A 15547-nucleotide genomic window follows, 5' to 3' on the forward strand; every position below is an offset into this window, starting at 1 on the left:
CGCAGGCGGATTTACACCATCGACTCGCGCGTTGCCAGCGCGTCGCTCTCGGCAATCTCCGAGGCCGGGATCTCGGCCGCGGCGTTGCCCTCGAAGAAGGCGGGGTACCAGCTGGTGTTCGTCAGGATAGCACCGTGCACCAGCAGGCTGATCAGCAGCACAACACCCAGGAACAGCGGAAGGCCGACGCTGGGCTTGACTACGAGCCAAATACGAGCCTGGTTCATGTGTTAATCCTCCCTTAACCGAGCCACGGCGAGTAGGCGAAAGCCAGCACGTGCGCAACCACGGCGATGCCGAAGAAGATGCGCGCGCCGTCCAGCACGTAGCTGTGCAGCTCTTCCGCCTCCGGCAGGGTCAGCCCGGACGGCCAGACCCTGTTCGGGTCGTCGAAGTCCACGAAATCGTCGCGATCTCTCATAGTAGCTACTCCTTTTATGAAAGGCGTTAGCCTCCGAACCACCCGCCCAATCAACCGGACCGGAGATGGAGCGGGCACCATCCAAATGTCGCAGGGTTAGATAAACAAGAAGGGCGGGTGGCGGTCAACGCTCGGGGGCGCGGTGCCGCACGGGGTGCGCTGCCTTGCCGCGCCACCCTGCGCGGCTACTGCAGAAAAACGTATAAGTACGCGCCAACTGCCCGTTTGTGAAGGGTGTGCGGCGATTTGCCCAATCCTTATCGGTCGCCGCTGTTGGCGGCCACGGGAGCCGCTGGAGCGGTTTTATCGAAAAACCGGGGATTTGAATCGATATTCGCCCGGAAAATCCCGGCGGGCGCGGCCTGAGGAGGCTTTCGAATATCCGGTGGAAACACCGCTCGATGGGAATCATCGGAGGGTGCGACACTGAATCCGTCTCGGAAAAAGGGGGGCGATCCCGAAAGCTTCTTCCGGTGGGACGGACCGCGGTGGCGACGGCCCACAGCGGCCGTTGCACGTCGTATGAGGGGCGGTGGGGGAGCACCCGGGGGCGGGGTGGCCTGTGGCCAACCCCCGCCCATATCAACGCCTGAGGGGTCTCAGGCCGCGCCGGCGAGCCCGCGCAGGACGTAGTGCAAGATACTGCCATGACGGTAGTACTCCCACTCCTGCGGGGTGTCGATCCGCACACGGGCCTCGAAGGTCGTCTCGCCGCCATCCTCACGCCGTGCGACCACACGTACGCTGCGGGGCTGCTCGGTGATGCCCTCGATGTCGAAGGCCTCGTCCCCTGTCAGGCCGAGGTTCTCGGCGTTCTCGCCGTCGCGGAACTGCAGGGGGAGGACGCCGAAGCCCACCAGGTTGGAGCGGTGGATGCGCTCGTAGCTCTCCGCGATCACGGCCTTGATGCCCAGCAGCTTGGTGCCCTTGGCTGCCCAGTCACGGGAGGAGCCGGTGCCGTACTCCTTGCCGGCGAGCACGACCAGTGGGGTGTCCGCCTGCTGGTAGCGCATGGAGGCGTCGTAGACGCTGGTCTGCTCGCCACTGGGCACGTGCGTGGTCCAGCCGCCCTCGGTGCCGGGCGCCATTTTGTTGCGCAGGCGCACGTTGGCGAAGGTGCCGCGCATCATGACCTCGTGGTTGCCGCGCCGCGAGCCGTAGGAGTTGAAGTCCTTGGGGGATACCCCCTGCTCCTGCAGGTACTGCCCGGCAGGGCTGTCCGGGTGGATGGCCCCGGCCGGCGAGATATGGTCCGTGGTGATGGAGTCGCCGACGTAGATCAGGCAGCGGGCGCCGCGGATATCCTGCAGCGGCTCCGGAGTCTTGCTCATGCCCTGGAAGTAGGGCGGGTTCTTGACGTAGGTGGATTCGCGCCAGTCGTAGAGCTCCCCGCGGGGGGCATCGATGGCCTGCCAGGCGGCGTCGCCGTCGAACACGTTGGCGTACTGCTCACGGTACATCCCGGCGGAGATGTTGCCGCGGACCAGGTCTGCCACTTCCTGCTGGGTCGGCCAGATGTCCTGGAGGTAGACATCCCGGCCCTGACTGTCCGTGCCCAGCGGCTCGTTGTAGAGATCCCGCGCCATGGTGCCGGCCAGGGCGTAGGCCACCACCAGCGGGGGCGAAGCGAGGTAGTTGGCCCGAACGTCCTGGTGGATGCGGCCTTCAAAGTTGCGGTTGCCTGAGAGCACCGAGGTCACGCAGAGATCGCCCTCGCGGATGCCGTTGGTGACGGCCTCGGGTAGTGGGCCGGAGTTGCCGATGCAGGTGGTGCACCCGAACCCGACGACCGAGAAGCCCAGATGCTCCAGGTCGTCGAGGAGCCCGGCCTGCTCCAGGTAGGCGGGCACGACCTGCGAGCCCGGTGCCAGGCTGGTCTTGACCCAAGGCTTGGGCATCAGGCCGCGCTCGCGCGCCTTCTTGGCCACCAGGCCGGCGGCGACCAGGACGGCCGGATTCGAGGTGTTGGTGCAGGAGGTGATCGCCGCGATGACGACGTCGCCGTGCTTGAGCATCTCGTTGCGGCCGCCGATCTCGATCTCCACCGCGCCCCGTTCATGGGCATCGTCGATCCCGGGCGCACTGTGGCCGCCCTCGTGCTCGTACTGCTCCTCAGCCTCGTCGGCGGGCACGGCGTGGTGGGCACGCAGGTGCTCCTGCAGCGTCTGCTTGAAGCTGGTCTTGGCCGCGTCCAGCGGGACGCGGTCTTGAGGCCGCTTGGGCCCGGCGAGGCTCGGGACCACCGTGCTCATGTCCAGCGACAGGGTGTCCGAGTACTCGGCCTCGCGGGCACCGGTCTCGCGCCACATGCCCTGCGCCTTGGCATACTGCTCGGTGAGCTCGATGAGTTCCGGGTCGCGGCCGGAGAGCTCCATGTAGGCCAGGGTCTCCTTGTCGACCGGGAAGATGCCGCAGGTGGCGCCGTACTCCGGGGCCATATTGGCGATGGTCGCGCGGTCGGCCAGGGGCAGGTGGTCGAGGCCGTCGCCGTAGAATTCGACGAACTTGCCGACGACGCCCTTCTTGCGCAGCATCTCGGTGACGGTCAGTACCAGGTCGGTAGCCGTTGCCCCCTCGGGCAGCTTGCCCTCCAGACGGAAGCCCACCACCTCGGGGACGAGCATGCTGATCGGCTGGCCGAGCATGGCGGCCTCGGCCTCGATGCCGCCCACGCCCCAGCCGAGGATGCCCAGGCCGTTGATCATGGTGGTGTGCGAGTCGGTTCCGACCAGCGTGTCCGGGTAAGCCTGCGGGGTGTCGCCGTTGTCGTTGCGGAACACCACCTGCCCGAGGTACTCGAGATTGACCTGGTGAACGATGCCGGTGCCCGGTGGGACGACGCGGAAGTTGGAGAACGCCGTCTGGCCCCAGCGCAGGAACTCGTAGCGCTCCCGGTTACGCTGGTACTCGATCTCGGTGTTGAGCTGCAGGGCCTGGCGGTTGCCGAAGTGGTCGACCATCACCGAGTGGTCGATGACCAGGTCGGCCGGTGAAAGCGGGTTGATCCGGCCCGGGTCGCCGCCGAGATTCTGCATGGCGTCGCGCATGGCGGCTAGGTCCACCACCGCCGGGACGCCGGTGAAGTCCTGAAGCACCACGCGTGCCGGCGTGAAGGCGATCTGGTCCTTCGGTTCGGCCTTGGGATCCCAGTTGAGGACCGCTTCGATGTGCTCGCGGGTGACGTTGACGCCGTCTTCCGTGCGCAGCAGGTTCTCGAGCAGGATCTTCAGGGAGTAGGGCAGGCGATCGACGTCGTAATCGCGGCGCGGCCCGTCCAGGCTGTAGATCTCGTAGGCCTTGCCCCCGGCTTGCAGGGTGGTCCGCGAGTTGAAGCTGTCCGTCATGGTCCCTCCAGTGGTTGTGCGATCAGCGCTTCTTATAGTGTATCGAATCGGTTGTGATGCGTCGCTCAAGCCTCGCTGGGCAGTCCCTCGAGCAGGTTCCGGGCGGCTCCGGCGATCGCCTGGCGCCGGAAGAGCAGCGTCATCCGGCCGCCGCCATTGTCCCGCCACAGGCTAGCGCCGCGGATGCCGCACAGCAGCAGCGCGCGGATCAAGGCGGCATTGCGCTCGTTCTCCAGGTGTTGCTGCTCTCCGCGGATCATCAGCCGTGGTCCCATCTGGCTGATGGTCTGGCTGTAGAGGTCACCGATACCGTGGATGACGCTGGTATGGGTGGGGCTCTCGAAATAGGCCGCCTGGCCGCGGGCCTGCTCGATGCCCTCGGCCAGGCGCTGAAGCACCGCCTGACGCTTCATGAGGCGCCGCTCGAGGTGAAAAATGCTCGCCACGTAACGGGTCGTATCGGCCTCCTGGGGGTCCTCGAGCTGCTCCACCACCCGCCGCAGCCCCGGGGCGAGGCGCGCTGCGCCGTAAAGGGCGTCGGTGCAGCCGTCGTACTCCCCAAGCAGACCCTCGATCAGAGGCTCATACCGGCTCGCCTCGGTATCCCCGGTGCGTGCTACCTCGCGGATGCACTGCACCGCCTGCATGATGACGGCGAGGGTCAGGGCCTGTTCCTGTTCGCGCGAATCGCTCACACCACCTCCGTTGGATGCGTCTGCAGGGTCGGCGGGTTACCCCGGTCCGCCGGGTGCGCGGCGGCGATGGCCGCGCCCCCCAGGCACTGATCGTCGTCGTAGAGAACCAGATACTGTCCGGGGGTTGCCGCCCGCTGGGGCTCGTCGAAGCGGAACAGCACGCCACCGTCGTCCGTGTGCGCCACCGCCCCGGCCTGGGGGCGCTGGCGATAACGCACCTGGGCCTGCAGCCGTGCCCCCTCCGCGGGGATCGGCGCCAGCCAGTGAAAGGGGCCGGTTTCCACCGCGGCACTCTGCAGCCAGGGATGATCGTGCCCCTGGACGACGAGCAGCGCGTTGCGATGGGCGACCTTATCGGCCACATACCAGGGGGCGGCGCCGTGATCCGGGTCGCCACCGATCCCCAGCCCCCGGCGCTGGCCCAGCGTATAGAAGGCGAGCCCCTGGTGGCGGCCGATCTCTCGTCCATCCTCGGTGAGGATGGGTCCGGGATCCAGGTCGATGTAGCGCTGCAGGAAACGGGTGAAGTCCCGTTCGCCGATGAAGCAGATACCAGTGCTGTCCGGGCGGTCGAAGTTGGGCAGCCCCGCGGACCGGGCCTCTTCGCGGATGGTTTCCTTGGTGCTGTCGCCGAGCGGGAAACGCACGGTGTCCAGGGCCGTACGGGATACGCCGGCGAGGAAGTAGCTCTGGTCTTTGTCCGGATCGAAGCCGCGCAGCAGGGCCGGCCCGTCGTCACTGGCGCGTCCCAGGCGGGCGTAGTGGCCGGTGGCCACGGCGTCTGCCGCGAACTGCTCCCGGGCGTGGTGCAGGAAGCGGTCGAACTTGATGTGCCGATTGCACAGGATGTCGGGGTTCGGGGTGCGCCCGGCGCGCAGCTCCCGCAGCGCCTGCTCGAAGACCTCGCGCCGGTAGTGCACGGCGAAGTTCACCCGTCGAATGGGGATGCCCAAGTGCTCCGCCACCTCTACTGCCGCGGCGATGTCGTCCTCGGCCGAGCACTGCATCAGCGTGTCGTCGTCCTCCCAGTTCTTCATGAACAGGCCGATCACCTCGTGACCGGCGCGGACGAGGCGCAGCGCCGCCACGGCAGAGTCCACGCCACCGGAGAGGCCGACAACGATTCGCTTGGGGGATTCAGTCATGGGGCCGGATCTATCAGGTGTCCCGGGCCGAGAGGCTACCACAGTCCGCGGGTCACCCCGGTAGACCGGGGTGACCGCCACGGCTCACTCCGGGCCGCGGCCGGGGACAAGCACGCTCTCTTGGCTGCCCGGGACGCCGTCCCACTCCGCCGCCTCGCCGAAGCCCTCGGGGTCGATCAGCTCCAGGAAACGACGGGCCTGAGGGGAGAGGTAGCGGCCGCGACGCAGCATGACGCCGTAGGTGCGCCGCGGGAAGATCGCTGGCAGGTCGCGGATCGCCAGCTGCTCCTGCCCGGTCAGGCAGATCGCGCTGGCGATGCCGACCCCGAAGCCGAGCTCGACATAGCGCTTCATGATCTCCCAGCCGCCGACCTCCAGGCGCACCTGGTAAGGCACGCTGTGCTGCTGGAAGATCAAGTTCACCAGGCGCCAGGTGGTCAGCTGGCGTGGCGGAAGGATCAGCTCGCCGGCGGCCAGGTCCTCGAGGGTGATCTCCTCCTTCTCGGCCAGCGGGTGATTCACGGGCGTGATCAGCTTCAGTTCGAAGGTGTGCGTGGCGCGATAGACCACGTCATCGGGCAGGTCCAGATTCGACCCGACGGCAATGTCCACGCGGTCCTGCTGCACGGCGTGGATCTGCTCCTCACCGATGAGGTTGTGCAGACGGACGTGGACCTTGGGGTGGTGTTCCATGAAGGCGCGTAGCAGATCGGGCAGGACATAGAGTGAGGTCGACTCGCCGGCGGCGATGTCCAGATGACCGAGCTGCTGCCGGCGGTTGCGCGCCACGAACTGCTCGGGCAGGGAGTCGATCCCCTCGACGAGTGGTGCGGCAACCTCGTACAGGCCCTCGCCATCCGGAGTCAGCCGAATCCGGGGGCCCCGGCGCTCGAACAGGGTGATTCCCATCTCCCGCTCAAGGGCCTGGATCTGCAGCGACACCGACGGTTGACTCAGCTCTAGCCGCTCGGCAGCACGGGAGATGCTGCGCTCCTGCGCGGCGTGGCAGAACGCGCGCAACTGCTTGAGCCGGTTGTGGCGGTAGTAATGGCGGGGGGATTCGTGATCCAAGGCTTCTCGATCTTCGTCCATTGGGCCGATCAATATGCAATATAGTTTGGGAAATATTGTCAAATGCTGCGGCGCGCCATACTATCAGTGACGCGTTATTCAGGCGCGGCAGTACGCCACCCGGCTGCCGGCGCCTGGCGAACGTAGCGGTACGGGTTCTGGGCCCCGGGTTAACCCCGCCCGGGGTTCGTGCCCCACGAGGGCAACCGCGATGGCCCCTCGGGCCGACAGCAAGAGACCGTCATACAGGATTTTCGGGGGTACGGCGTACCAGCCCGATTGGGAGGAGCATGATGTTGAAAGATCAAGCGGCGATTGAGCGTGACTGGGCGGAGAACCCGCGCTGGAAAGGGGTGCAGCGGGGCTACGGGGCCGATGAGGTCGTCCGTCTCCGTGGGACCGTGCAGGTTGAGTACAGCCTGGCGCGCCAGGGTGCGGAGAAGCTCTGGAAGTCCATGCACGAGATGCCCTACGTCAACGCCCTCGGCGCACTGACCGGCAACCAGGCCCTGCAGCAGGTCAAGGCCGGGCTCAACGCCATCTACCTCTCGGGCTGGCAGGTGGCCGCGGACGCCAACCTGGGTCAGACCATGTACCCGGACCAGTCGCTGTACCCGGCCAATTCGGTCCCCGCGGTGGTGGACCGCATCAACAACGCGCTGCTGCGCGCCGATGAGATCAACCACGCCGAGGGCAACCCGCCGTTCGACTTCATGAAGCCCATCGTGGCCGATGCCGAGGCCGGCTTCGGCGGTGTGCTCAACGCCTTCGAGCTGATGAAGGGGATGATCCGCGCCGGTGCTGCGGGCGTGCACTTCGAGGACCAGCTGGCCTCGGTCAAGAAGTGCGGCCACATGGGCGGCAAGGTGCTGCTGCCCACCCAGGAGGCGGTCCAGAAGCTGATCGCCGCGCGCCTGGCGGCCGACACCATGGATGTGCCGACCATCCTGGTCGCCCGCACCGACGCGGAAGCGGCGGACCTGCTGACCTCCGACGTCGACGACAACGACAAGCCGTTCATCACCGGCGAGCGCACGGCAGAGGGGTTCTTCCGCACCAAGCCGGGCATCGAGCAGGCCATCAGCCGTGGTCTGGCCTACGCCCCCTACGCCGATGTGATCTGGTGCGAGACCGGCAAGCCGGATCTCGGGTTTGCCCGCGAGTTCGCGCAGGCCATCCACGAGAAGTATCCGGGCAAGCTGCTCGCCTACAACTGCTCGCCCTCGTTCAACTGGGCGGGCAACCTGGACGAGGCCACCATCCGCAAGTTCCAGGACGAGCTCGGCGAGGTGGGCTTCAAGTTCCAGTTCATCACGCTGGCTGGCTTCCACTCGCTGAACTACTCGATGTTCGAGCTGGCGCGCGGCTACAAGGAGCGGCAGATGGAGGCGTACTCCGAGCTGCAGCAGGCCGAGTTCGCCGCCGAGAAGCACGGCTACACCGCTACCCGTCACCAGCGGGAGGTGGGCGCCGGCTACTTCGACCAGGTCACCAACGTGATCCAGGGCGGTCAGTCCTCGGTCACGGCGCTGAAAGGCTCGACGGAGGAAGAGCAGTTCTGAGACGGCGCCTGGTCGCCACCGGCGTAAGCCGACCCCGGGGTGGCGTGCAGCCGTCCCGGGGTTTTTTTATGGTGGTTATGGGTGGCCTACATTGGCCGGTTGGCGCGCGACTCTATAAAATGAAGGGTGATGACCGACGAGCCGAACCAAGACGATCCGCAGGGCCCCGAGGTTGAAGCGGCCAAACCGTCGCTCAAGCAGCCCCCGATGTACAAGGTGGTGCTGCTCAACGACGACTACACGCCGATGGACTTCGTCGTGGAGGTGCTGCAGCGGTTTTTCAACAAGGACCGCAACCAGGCCACGCAGATCATGTTGCACGTGCACACGCGGGGGAAAGGTGTCTGCGGGGTCTATACCCGGGATGTCGCCGAGACCAAGGTCTCTCAGGTCAACGACTACGCCCGCGAGCACGAACACCCGCTACTGTGTACGATGGAGGAAGCTTGAATCGTTCCAGGAACCGTGGCGGTACTGGCCGGTCCAATCTCCGGGGAGGTACCCCGGTCGAGCCCCAGGCGAGGTAATAGGGCATGCTGAGTAAAGAGTTAGAGTTCACGCTCAATCTGGCCTTCAAGGACGCGCGTGAGAAGCGCCACGAGTTCCTCACCGTCGAGCACCTCCTGCTGGCCTTGACCGATAACCCCGCTGCCTCGCAGGTGCTCAAGGCGTGTGGTGCCGACCTCGAACGGCTGCGCGGCGAGTTGCAGGCCTTTCTGGATGAGACCACGCCGCTGCTGCCGGTCAACGACAGCCGCGAGACGCAGCCGACCCTCGGGTTCCAGCGCGTCCTGCAACGCGCCATCCTCCACGTCCAGTCCTCCGGCAAGCGGGAGGTCACCGGAGCCAACGTGCTGGTGGCGATCTTCAGCGAACAGGAGTCGCAGGCGGTCTACTTCCTGCATAAGCAGAACATCTCCCGCCTGGACGTGGTGAACTACATTTCCCACGGCATCTCCTCGGTGGGGGGTGAAGAAGACATGGGCAAGGAAGAGAGTGGCCCGGCGGATGAAGAAGGTGCGGCCGAGCCGGCTCAAGGGGGGTCGCCCCTGGAGCAGTACGCCACCAACCTCAATCAGCGCGCCCGGCACGGGCAGATCGACCCGCTGATCGGGAGGCGCTACGAGATCGAGCGCACCGTGCAGGTGCTCTGCCGGCGCCGCAAGAACAACCCGCTGTTCGTCGGCGAGGCCGGTGTGGGCAAGACGGCCATTGCCGAGGGGCTGGCCAAGCAGATCGTCGAGGGCGAGGTGCCCGATGTGCTCAAGGAGAGCACCATCTACTCGCTGGATCTGGGCGCCCTGGTGGCCGGCACCAAGTATCGCGGCGACTTCGAGAAGCGCCTCAAGGCGTTGCTGCATCAGCTCAAGAAGGACAGCGGCTCGATCCTGTTCATCGATGAGATCCACACGATCATCGGAGCCGGCTCTGCCTCCGGCGGCGTGATGGATGCCTCGAACCTGATCAAGCCGATGCTCGCCTCCGGCGAACTGCGCTGCATCGGGTCGACGACGTATCAGGAGTACCGGGGCATCTTCGAGAAGGATCGCGCCCTGGCCCGGCGCTTCCAGAAGATCGACGTCAGCGAGCCGACGGTGGAGGACACCGTGCAGATCCTCAAGGGGCTCAAGAGTCGCTTCGAGGAGCACCACAACGTCCGCTTCACCGAGCCGGCGCTGCAGGCGGCGGCGGAGCTGTCGGCCAAGTACATCAATGACCGGCGCCTGCCGGACAAGGCCATCGACGTCATTGACGAGGCGGGCGCGCGGCTCCGGCTGCGGCCCCGTTCCAAGCGGCGCAAGACGGTGGGCCTGCCGGACATCGAGTCGATTGTGGCGAAGATCGCGCGGATTCCGCCCAAGCGAGTCTCCAGTCAGGACATGAAGATCCTCGAGAACCTCGAGGGCGAGCTCAAGGGGCTGATCTTCGGCCAGGACGAGGCCATCGAGAGCCTGGCGTCGACCATCAAGATGTCCCGTGCCGGACTGGGCACGCCGGATCGGCCGGTGGGGACGTTCCTCTTCGCCGGCCCGACCGGCGTGGGCAAGACGGAGGTCACCCGCCAGCTGGCCGACCTGACCGGAGTGCAGCTGATCCGCTTCGACATGTCCGAGTACATGGAGCGGCACACGGTCTCGCGGTTGATCGGGGCCCCGCCGGGGTATGTCGGCTACGATCAGGGCGGTCTGCTCACCGAGGAGGTGATCAAGCACCCGCACTCGGTGCTGCTGCTCGACGAGATCGAGAAGGCCCATCCGGACGTGTTCAACCTGCTGCTGCAGGTGATGGATCACGGCACGCTGACCGACAACAACGGCCGCGAGGCGGATTTCCGCAACGTGATCCTGGTGATGACCACCAACGCCGGCGCCGAGGAGATGAGCAAGCGCTCGATCGGCTTCACCAACGAGAACGACACCCAGGACAGCATGGAGGCGATCCGGCGCACGTTCTCGCCGGAGTTCCGTAACCGCATCGACGCGGTGGTGCAGTTCCAGCCCCTGGGGCAGGACACCGTGCAGCGCGTGGTCGACAAGTTCATCCGCGAGCTCTCGGTGCAGCTGGCCGAGAAGCGCGTCACGCTGGTGGTCGATGGCGACGCCCGGCGGTGGATCGGCGAGAAGGGCTACGATCCGCAGATGGGCGCACGCCCGATGGCCCGCGTGATCCAGCAGCACATCAAGAAGCCCCTGGCGGAGCAGCTGCTCTTCGGCGAGCTCACCGGCGGCGGCGAGGTCGAGGTCACGGTCGAGGACGGCGATCTGGCCATCCACGTCCGGGAAAAGGACACCGAGGGGGCGTAGCCCGGCGAGCGGGGCCCCCGTGGCCCCGGCGACGGGTGTTCCGGGGCGGGGCGTTACCGCTCTCGGTAGACGATGCGACCCTTGTTCAGGTCGTACGGGGTCAGCTCCACCGTCACCTTGTCCCCGGTCAGGATGCGGATGTAGTGCTTGCGCATCTTCCCGGAGATGTGGGCCGTGATCACGTGGCCGTTCTCCAGCTCGACGCGGAACATCGTATTGGGCAGGGTGTCGACGATCACCCCCTGCATGCGGATGGAGTCTTCCTTCGCCATGCGCCTCTCTGATTCGTGGTCGCTGCGGTCGGATGGAGTCCCGCTTGCACGGGACTTCTGAACGCGCGAACTATACCGGCCTGTAGCTCTGGCGGCAAGGCGGTGCGCCGTCTATGCGCCGGCGAGCCACCGGCGTCCGTCAAACACCTCGTGGGGACGGAACGTGGCCTTGTAGGCCATGGTCGGGGCGTCCGCAATCCAGTACCCGAGGTATACGTGCTGTGCGCCCAGCCGGCGTGCCTCCGAGAGTTGCCAGAGCACGGCCAGGTTGCCCAGGCCGCGGTGCTCGGCCTCGGGGGCGTAGAAGGTATAGACGGCGGACAGGGCGCCGGGGAGCACGTCGGTGACGGCCACACCGAGCAGGGGGCCACGCTCCGTGCTGCGCAGCTCATAGAAGACGGTGGTGCACCAGGGGGCTGTCAGGAACCCTTCGGCCTCCGCGCGGTCGGGGTCGGCCATGCTGCTATGGGGATGCCGATGGTCGATGTAGCGCCGGTAGAGCGCCAGCTGTTCGTCGGTGAGAACCGGCGGGCAGGCCGCGACGTGCAGGTCGGCGTTGTCGCGCCGGCAACGGCGGTGGCGGCGCCGAGCGCGGAAACGGGCCACCGGGATGCGCAGCGACTGACACGCCGCGCAGCCGGGGCACCGCGGCCGGTAGATGTAGGGTCCGCTGCGCCGGAACCCCTGCTCGAGCAGCAGCTGATAGCGCCGATCATCCAGCGCCAATTGCGGCGAGAGGAACTCGAGTCGCGCCGTTCGCCCGGAGACGTAGGCGCACTCATGGCAATCGGTGCGCAGCAGGGTGACGCGGTTTCGGGTCACGACCCCTCCCGGCTGCGGTGCTCGGTGGCGGGGTCGAGGTCGTTATCCAGGCGCCATGGTGAGTCGCGATGGGAGGCCTGCAGTGCCCGGTCCAGGCGCGCCAGGTATTCGCTGCGAGGGATCTGGCGGACGCCCAGTCGGGCCAGGTGGGGGTTGCTCATCTGGCAGTCGAAGAGCTGAAAGCCCCAGCGCCAGAGCTGCGCGGTCAGCCAGGTCAGACCCACCTTTGAGGCGTCTTCCATGCGACTGAACATGGACTCGCCGAAGAAGGCCCCGTTCAGGGCCACGCCGTAGACCCCGCCGACCAGCTCCTCCTCCAGCCAGACCTCGGCGGAGTGCGCGCAACCGAGGTGGTGGAGTTCGGTGTAGGCGGCGATCATCTCGCGGGTGATCCAGGTGCCGTCCTGGTCGGGGCGTGGGGCGGCGCAGCCGGCCATCACGGCCTCGAACTCGGTATCCAGGGTGACCGTCATGCGGGTCTGGTTGAGCCGTCGGCGCAGGCTGCGGCTGACGTGGAAGTCCCCCGGCAGGAAGATCCCGCGGGGGTCAGGGCTCCACCAGAGGATGGGCTGCCCCTCGCCGTACCACGGGAAGATCCCATTGCGGTAGGCGGCCATGAGGCGCTCGGCGGAAAGATCCCCTCCGACGGCGAGCAGGCCGTTGGGGTCGGCCAGGGCCTGGTCCGCCGAGGGGAACGGCTCGTCCGGGGTGTGTTCGTTGAGCCAGCGTAGCCGCCGCATGGATGAAGCCGCTCTCTTTTGCTCGGGGCAAGTGGGCCTTGAGGGCACCGGAGCATGATACCGCCTGCTCACGCCGTCGTGCAGGCATCGCCGGGGCGACTTGCCGCTGCCGCGGTGGTCACTGACAATGGTGGATTGATTCCTGCAAAGGGTACGAGATCCGTGGCGGAGCCGGAAGAACAACACGGGGACGAGCCGTTCCTTGGTCATCAGCTGCAGCGCCGCCTGCGCGAGGCAACCATGGTGCTGCTCGCGGGCGTGGCCGCCTTCATGCTTCTGGCTCTGTGGAGTTACGACGCCGACGATCCGAGCTGGAGCCGGGTCAGCGCCGTCGCCGAAGTGGAGAACTTCGGCGGCATTGCCGGTGCCTGGTTTGCCGATATCGCCCTGGTCCTGTTCGGCTACCTGGCTTATCTGGTGCCGTTGTTTATGGGCTGGGCCGCCTATCGGGTGTTTCGGATGCTCGACGAGCCCGGGTTCGATCCGCTGGCGCTGGCGGTCCGCTCGGTGGGGCTGGTGCTCGCGCTTCTGGCGGGCGCCGCGCTGGCAAGCCTGCACCTGGAGGGTGAGGCGCTGCCGCTCGGCGCGGGTGGGCTGCTCGGTGAGCTGAGCGCCGGTGAGCTCGAGAGCTGGCTGGGCTTCGTCGGGGCGTCGCTGATGGCCGGCGCGCTGTTTCTGGCGGCGCTGACCCTGGCCACGGGGTTTTCGTGGCTGGCGCTGGCCGAACGCGTCGGACGCTGGACGCTGGAGTTGTTCGGGAGATTGCGTGCCTTGCTCGGGCGGATGCTCGTCGGCGGTGTGGTCGTGGGCGTGCGGGCCGCACGGGGGCGGCTGGCGCAGCGGCGCCAGTCGCGTGAGGAGCAGGGAACGGCCCGGGCCGAGCCCCCGCGGATCGCGCCACCGGCGCAGCAGGAGTCGGGTGGCGGCAAAGTGCGCAAGGCGATCCAGTTGCTGCCCCGGGCCCGTGCCGGGGATCCGCCGGAGCAGGTCATTGAGGAGCCGCCGGCCCAGCGCGAACCCTCCTCTGCCGCAGAGAAGCCGCGCCGGCAACGCAAGAGCGAGCGCAGCAAGCGCAGCGGACCCGCCGCAGGCGGCTCGCCGGTGCCGCCGGTGGATTTGCTCGACCAGCCGCCGGCGGGCAAGGGCGGTTACAGCCGCGAGGTGCTGGCGACCATGTCGCAGCAGGTCGAGGAGCGGCTGCGCGATTTCGGCGTCGAGGTCCAGGTCGAGACCGTTCAGCCGGGGCCGGTCATTACGCGCTTCGAGGTCTTGCCCGCCGCGGGCGTCAAGGTCAGCCAGATCTCTAACCTGGCCAAGGATCTGGCCCGGGCCATGTCGGTGCGCTCGGTCCGCGTGGTGGAGGTCATCCCCGGCAAGTCCACGGTGGGGCTGGAGATCCCCAATGAGCAGCGCGACGTGATCGCGCTCTCGGAGATCATCCGTTCCCAGGAGTACGCACGCATGAAGTCGGCGCTGACCGTGGCGCTGGGCAAGGATATCGGGGGCAATCCGGTCACCGCCGACCTGGCCAAGATGCCCCACCTGCTCGTGGCCGGTACGACCGGCTCCGGCAAGTCGGTGGGGATCAACGCCATGATCCTCTCGCTGCTCTATCGCAACACCCCCGAGCAGACCCGGCTGATCATGGTCGATCCCAAGATGCTGGAGCTGTCGGTCTACGACGGGATCCCGCATCTGCTCGCCCCGGTGGTCACCGACATGAACGACGCCGCCAACGCCCTGCGCTGGTGCGTGGCCGAAATGGAGCGGCGCTACCGCCTGATGGCGGCGCTCGGCGTGCGCAACGTCACCGGCTTCAACGACAAGGTGCGCGCGGCCCGCGAGGCCGGCGAGCCGCTGCTCGACCCGTTGTTTGATGCCGCCGACCCCAACGAACAGACCTTGGACGGCGAGACCCCGCAGGCCCCGGAGCTGGAGGAGCTGCCCTTCATCGTGGTGGTGGTCGACGAGCTGGCCGACATGATGATGATTGTCGGCAAGAAGGTTGAAGAGCTCATCGCTAGGCTGGCGCAAAAGGCCCGGGCGGCGGGGATCCATCTCATCCTAGCGACCCAGCGCCCCTCGGTGGACGTCATCACCGGGCTGATCAAGGCGAACATCCCCACGCGGATCGGCTACCAGGTCTCCTCGAAAGTGGATTCGCGTACGATCCTGGACCAGCAGGGCGCCGAGGCGCTGCTCGGCCACGGCGATATGCTCTACGTGCCGCCGGGCAGCGGCGTGCCGCAGCGCGTGCATGGCGCCTTCGTCTCTGACGCCGAGGTGCACCGTGTCGTCGAGCATCTCAAGGCGGTCGCCGAGCCGGAGTACGTCGACGAAGTGCTCCAGGATGCCAGCGAATCGGCCCCCATCCCGGGCCTGCCCGGCGAGGGCGGTAACGGGGGTGGCGGCGGCGGCAGCGAGAGCGATCCGCTCTATGACGATGCCGTGCGCATCGTCACCGAAACCCGGCGCGCCTCCATCTCCGGCGTGCAGCGGCGGCTGAAGATTGGTTACAACCGGGCTGCCCGGCTGGTCGAGGAGATGGAGGCCGCCGGGGTGGTCGGGCCGTTGCAGTCCAACGGCGGTCGCGAGGTCCTGGCGCCGCCGCCGCCGGATGCCTGAGCGTTTCCCACGACGTGCCCATGCACGCAACCCCGGAGGCAAAACG

At 67.1% G+C, this 15547-nt stretch carries 13 protein-coding genes; 4 read left to right on the forward strand and 9 right to left on the reverse strand.

The annotated features are described in order from the left end of the window. Window positions 1-11: 11 nt before the first annotated feature. The 6 genes from LRG10_RS02310 to LRG10_RS02335 all read right to left on the reverse strand — a co-directional run bounded on the left by LRG10_RS02310 (window position 12) and on the right by LRG10_RS02335 (window position 6697). The gene (locus tag LRG10_RS02310; protein ID WP_201170497.1) at window positions 12-227 is read right to left on the reverse strand and encodes a light-harvesting protein; all 216 of its coding nucleotides are present in this window, start codon (window positions 225-227) and stop codon (window positions 12-14) included. Window positions 228-241: 14 nt separating this feature from the next. After that, entirely contained in the window at window positions 242-421 is a 180-nt protein-coding gene (gene pufB / locus LRG10_RS02315) for a light-harvesting antenna LH1, beta subunit (protein ID WP_011814196.1), read from the reverse strand. A 599-nt stretch (window positions 422-1020) separates the two neighbouring features. Next, the gene (acnA, locus tag LRG10_RS02320) at window positions 1021-3765 is read right to left on the reverse strand and encodes an aconitate hydratase AcnA (protein ID WP_201170495.1); all 2745 of its coding nucleotides are present in this window, start codon (window positions 3763-3765) and stop codon (window positions 1021-1023) included. 65 nt (window positions 3766-3830) lie between these two features. Then, window positions 3831-4460, reverse strand: coding sequence for a high frequency lysogenization protein HflD (gene hflD, locus LRG10_RS02325; RefSeq protein WP_201170493.1), 630 nt, complete (start codon window positions 4458-4460; stop codon window positions 3831-3833). Beyond that, on the reverse strand, window positions 4457-5605 hold the full coding sequence (gene mnmA / locus LRG10_RS02330) for a tRNA 2-thiouridine(34) synthase MnmA (RefSeq protein WP_238634617.1): 1149 nt from the start codon (window positions 5603-5605) through the stop codon (window positions 4457-4459). Before mnmA ends, hflD begins: the two co-directional genes overlap by 4 nt. A gap of 84 nt (window positions 5606-5689) precedes the next feature. Next, entirely contained in the window at window positions 5690-6697 is a 1008-nt protein-coding gene (locus LRG10_RS02335; protein WP_238634619.1) for a LysR family transcriptional regulator, read from the reverse strand. Window positions 6698-6969: 272 nt separating this feature from the next. Here LRG10_RS02335 and aceA point away from each other — a divergent pair, with 272 nt between their 5' ends. The 3 genes from aceA to clpA all read left to right on the forward strand — a co-directional run bounded on the left by aceA (window position 6970) and on the right by clpA (window position 11042). Beyond that, window positions 6970-8238 (forward strand): isocitrate lyase, encoded by a 1269-nt coding sequence (aceA, locus tag LRG10_RS02340; RefSeq protein ID WP_238634626.1) that lies wholly within the window; start codon window positions 6970-6972, stop codon window positions 8236-8238. A 129-nt stretch (window positions 8239-8367) separates the two neighbouring features. Further along, complete coding sequence (clpS, locus tag LRG10_RS02345; RefSeq protein ID WP_201170480.1) at window positions 8368-8688, forward strand: ATP-dependent Clp protease adapter ClpS; 321 nt, start codon at window positions 8368-8370, stop codon at window positions 8686-8688. 83 nt (window positions 8689-8771) lie between these two features. Beyond that, on the forward strand, window positions 8772-11042 hold the full coding sequence (gene clpA, locus LRG10_RS02350) for an ATP-dependent Clp protease ATP-binding subunit ClpA (RefSeq protein ID WP_201170478.1): 2271 nt from the start codon (window positions 8772-8774) through the stop codon (window positions 11040-11042). A 53-nt stretch (window positions 11043-11095) separates the two neighbouring features. Here clpA and infA read toward each other — a convergent pair whose 3' ends face one another. The 3 genes from infA to aat form a co-directional block, all read right to left on the reverse strand. Continuing rightward, window positions 11096-11314 carry a translation initiation factor IF-1 gene (gene infA / locus LRG10_RS02355; protein ID WP_201170476.1) on the reverse strand — a complete coding sequence of 73 codons (219 nt, stop codon included), beginning with the start codon at window positions 11312-11314 and terminating at the stop codon, window positions 11096-11098. Between the two features lie 111 nt (window positions 11315-11425). Beyond that, window positions 11426-12136 carry an arginyltransferase gene (locus LRG10_RS02360; protein ID WP_238633226.1) on the reverse strand — a complete coding sequence of 237 codons (711 nt, stop codon included), beginning with the start codon at window positions 12134-12136 and terminating at the stop codon, window positions 11426-11428. Beyond that, window positions 12133-12876, reverse strand: coding sequence for a leucyl/phenylalanyl-tRNA--protein transferase (aat, locus tag LRG10_RS02365; protein WP_201241951.1), 744 nt, complete (start codon window positions 12874-12876; stop codon window positions 12133-12135). The genes LRG10_RS02360 and aat overlap by 4 nt, the downstream gene beginning before the upstream one ends. Window positions 12877-12930: 54 nt before the next feature. On the opposite strand from aat, the gene LRG10_RS02370 reads away from it, so the two are divergent. Continuing rightward, on the forward strand, window positions 12931-15501 hold the full coding sequence (locus LRG10_RS02370; RefSeq protein ID WP_238634628.1) for a DNA translocase FtsK: 2571 nt from the start codon (window positions 12931-12933) through the stop codon (window positions 15499-15501). Window positions 15502-15547 lie beyond the last annotated feature (46 nt).

The organism is Halorhodospira sp. 9628, from assembly GCF_022228075.1.
Lineage (GTDB): Bacteria > Pseudomonadota > Gammaproteobacteria > Nitrococcales > Halorhodospiraceae > Halorhodospira > Halorhodospira halophila_A.